At 43.1% G+C, this 4,169-nt stretch carries 2 protein-coding genes and 1 pseudogene; 2 read left to right on the forward strand and 1 reads right to left on the reverse strand.

The genetic code is table 11. The annotated features are described in order from the left end of the window. Positions 1 to 927 precede the first annotated feature (927 nt). Positions 928 to 2,109, forward strand: a complete 1,182-nt coding sequence (locus tag ACFFAP_RS36685; protein ID WP_375515811.1) for an aldo/keto reductase — start codon at positions 928 to 930, stop codon at positions 2,107 to 2,109. A 132-nt stretch (positions 2,110 to 2,241) separates the two neighbouring features. Here ACFFAP_RS36685 and ACFFAP_RS36690 read toward each other — a convergent pair whose 3' ends face one another. Continuing rightward, the gene (locus tag ACFFAP_RS36690) at positions 2,242 to 3,570 is read right to left on the reverse strand and encodes a hemolysin family protein (protein ID WP_375515812.1); all 1,329 of its coding nucleotides are present in this window, start codon (positions 3,568 to 3,570) and stop codon (positions 2,242 to 2,244) included. A 240-nt stretch (positions 3,571 to 3,810) separates the two neighbouring features. On the opposite strand from ACFFAP_RS36690, the pseudogene ACFFAP_RS36695 reads away from it, so the two are divergent. Continuing rightward, a pseudogene (locus ACFFAP_RS36695) lies at positions 3,811 to 4,169 on the forward strand (transcription-repair coupling factor); the annotation flags it as partial.

Below are 4,169 nucleotides of genomic sequence, written 5' to 3' on the forward strand. Positions count from 1 at the left end.
TTCACTTGCTGAAATGCATTGTGTTTTAATCCGCGATCGCCCCCTGGTCGATTACGTTCCACCAGACAAACCGAAGTTTAAGATTCGCTATCCTGTGGTCAAAAAACGCACTATTTATAATAAAACCTTATATGCTTGGTGTTAGTGATATTTTGCCTTGGAAGATCCCCCCAACCCCCCTTAAAAAGGCAGGGCTGTTTGATTCCCCAAAGAGCTTTAAAAATCAAGGGTTCTAGCAATTAAAATTTGGTTATTTTGTTACCAGCGTGCCAAAAGAGATGAACTATTTTACTAATATTTAAGTGCTTAAATGTTCATCTCATCGTCACCCTTACTTATAATTTTCTCGCTAACCATCTTGACAAATCCTGTTTGAAATGGAATGAAACAGCCCTGCCTTAAAAAGGGGGGCTTTTCATGAGATTTATCCCCTTTTTAAGAGCGTCACCACAGGCGGGGGGATCTTATCTTGAGATTTTGTTGATGTGTGAGAGTTGAGGTGCGGAATATAGCTTACAAGCGTCTAATACCAATTCGTATGATGATGCGCCGATAGTGCAACAAATCAAGAACGAACCGTTAGGAGCACCAATTACGCCAATAAATAAAAAATTAAGAGATTTGGCGCAGCTTCATCAAGAAACGCTATAAGTCAAAAAAATCAGGTAAAAAATCTGATTTGACAATACAATAGCGATGCCTCTATAGCAATGGAAAAATGCTTTCTAGTGGTAACTTAGAATAAGATAATTATTCTGTGGAACTGGAATACTGGTCGTAATCCAATAACCAAAAGACCTGAGCGATTCAAGAATGCGATGAATCTTGCTAGTGTCAGATATTGAACAGAGGTAGTTATTGTGGCACCGTAGGCTTGAATGGCTGTTGTTTTAGATTTGAAGTTGGTAAGCAATCCACAATTTACTGATGCTATATAGACGATTTGGACGTACAGAATTACAGATGCCAGTGTTTTCCTGCGGTGGCATGAGATATCAGTTCAAATGGGAAGATGTTCCCAATAACGAAATTCCTGCTGATAGTCAGGCGAATCTGGAAGCGACTATTAGAAGGGCAGTTGAGGTTGGGATTAATCATATTGAAACTGCTCGTGGTTATGGCACTTCCGAAATGCAATTGGGAAGAGTTCTACCTCAATTTCCCCGCGAAAAGTTGATTATTCAGACCAAAGTCAACCCAAAGGCAGATGCGAAAGAATTCCGCGAGACCTTTGAACAATCATTGCAAAATCTCCAGCTAGATTATGTTGACCTTTTAGGGTTGCACGGCATCAATCATGCTGAGTCATTAGACTACAGCATCCGCCCTGGTGGCTGTTTGGAAGTAGCCCAGCAGTTGCAAAAAGAGGGAAAAGTTAGATTTATTGGCTTTTCCACACACGGATCAACAGATATAATTGTGCAGACAATTAATACCAATCTATTTGATTATGTTAACCTGCACTGGTACTACATTAATCAATGGAATTGGGCGGCAATTGAAGCAGCTAAACGCCACGATATGGGGGTGTTTATTATTAGCCCGTCTGATAAAGGAGGTTTGTTATATAAACCACCGCAAAAGTTAGTAAATCTTTGCGCCCCTTTGAGTCCAATGGTGTTTAATGATTTGTTTTGTTTGAGTCATCAGGAGGTACATACCCTGAGTTTGGGGGCAGCAAAACCAGAAGATTTTGATGAACACCTGAAGACTTTAGAATTAGTAGATCGGTCATCAGAAATTTTGCCACTGATTTTAGCGAGGTTGGAGTCAGAAGCGATCGCTACTTTGGGAGAAGATTGGGTAAAATCTTGGCAGACAAATCTACCAACCTTTGAGGAAACCCCTGGTGAGGTAAATATTCGGGTGATTTTGTGGCTGCGTAATCTAGCGATCGCCTACGATCTGGTAGACTATGCCAAAATGCGTTACAACCTGCTTGGTAATGCCAGCCATTGGTTTCCTGGCAACAAAGCTGATCGACTAGACGAATTAGACTTGCGGCAATGTCTCGCCCGCAATCCCCACGCCGATAAAATCCCCCAAGTTTTGGCACAAGCCCATCAGTTGCTGGCGGGTGAAGCTGTCGAACGTCTATCTAAGACTTGACAAATTGCATAAATAGGGCATTGGCTGTGACAATCGGAAATAGTAAACATATATTATCTATGCCCGATACCCAATGCCTAATGCCCAATAAGCTTTTTGAATGCATGAATGCGTGACTTCCGCCATGCGGTACTAATCAGATTTTGCTGTATCCGGTGATTTAATTCCCTTTGGTACGACTAGCACCTTATCAACGCGGTTACCATCCATATCCATCACTTCAATTCGCATACTTTGCCATTCAAAATAATCTGCTGCGGCAGGAATACGGCCTAGATGGGTGATCACAAAACCACCTAAGGTTTGATAACTGCCGCTTTCTTCGGATTTCCACTCTTCCATACCGAAAAGTTCTAAAAACTCCTCTACAGGCAACATCCCATCCAAAAGCCAGGAACCGTCTTCGCGTTGCACAGCTTGTGGTTGATCCTGTCCATCTGTTGAAGGAACATCACCCACGATTTCGCTCATGATGTCGTTGAGAGTGACTAATCCTTGAATCACGCCATATTCATCGACTACTAGCGCCATGTGAGTAATCGTTTGCTTGAATAATTCCAAAACTTTCAAACCACGGGTGCTTTCTGGCACGAATACGGGCTGTCGCAATCCCACTGTCAAATCTAGCGGTTCTTCTCGGAAACTTCTGGCTAATAAGTCGGTAACTGGCATAACACCCAGCACATTGTCAAGTCCCCCCTGACAAACTGGATACCGAGAATAGGCACTATCAACCATTTTTTGGCGATTTTCTTCGGCAGTATCATCCAAGTCTAGCCAGACAATATCTGGACGGGGTGTCATTAAGTAGCTGACAGGGCGATCGCCTAAACGAAAGACTCGCTCCACCATATCCTGTTCGGCTTCCTCAAAGGTTCCCGCCTCGGTGCCTTGCTCAATTAAAATTTTAATTTCTTCTTCAGTAACTTGTGGCTCGGTAGAAGCTGTAATTCCCAGCACTCGCAGGATCAAATCGGTAGAAGCGCTTAAAAGATAGACTACTGGAGAAGCGATCGCTGCCAATGCTTGCATCGGAATCGCTACAATCGATGCAATCCTCTCTGGGTTGTTTAATGCCAGACGCTTCGGTACCAATTCGCCAACAATGAGTGAGAAATAGGTAATGAGCAAAACCACTATTCCGAAGGAGAGCGGTTCACTATAAGGTGCTAACAAGGGGACACGTTTTACATAGATTGCCAACCGACTGGCAATTGTTGCTCCTCCAAAAGCACCAGTCAGGATACCGATCAGGGAAATACCCACTTGAACGGTTGACAGGAAATGATTTGGAGACTCAGCTAGTTTTAATGCTGCCTTTGCCTTGGCATCTCCTTGATTGGCAAGCTGCTGTAGCCTAACTTTCCGGGCTGAGACAATTGCCATCTCAGACATAGAAAATACACCGTTGGCAATAATTAGCACCAAAATGATTAAAATTTCAAAAGTGATGGAGGACATGTTTAAAATTGCCGCTTATCAGAGCGAACGTAGCTCAATACCTAGTATCTAGTATTAAAGGTGCTTCTATAAATGCTTTTACTTTACACAAAGTAATAGTTATAGTTCTTAAGTTTATTAGTCGCCGTGCATTATTCTTTCACCGAAAGAATCAGAAGGCTGTTAACACTTTTAAAATAGTTGAGATAAGCTGCCTCAAGATTTTCTGATCTACAAAGACTCCCACCGCTAGTAGTACTTATGTCATTTTCTTCTATTGTGCGTGCCTTAGGGCGATCGCCGCTCACCACTGAATTTATTTCTAAGCTAAACCGACAACAAGAATTGCGGTTAAATGGCATTCCTCGACTACCCAAGGGTTTGGTGGCTTCAGCATTGGCGCAGTCTCAGGGCAAAGATTTGTTTGTGGTTTGCGCCACTCTGGAAGAAGCTGGACGCGTTTATGCACAACTGGAGGCAATGGGATGGCAAACAGTACATTTTTACCCCACCTCCGAAGCTTCTCCCTACGAACCTTTTGACCCGGAAACTGAGATGAGTTGGGGGCAAATGCAGGTATTGGCAGATTTGGGAATAAGGGATAGGGGGCTGGGGACTGG

It is taken from the genome of uncultured Nostoc sp., assembly GCF_964245575.1.
Lineage (GTDB): Bacteria > Cyanobacteriota > Cyanobacteriia > Cyanobacteriales > Nostocaceae > Nostoc.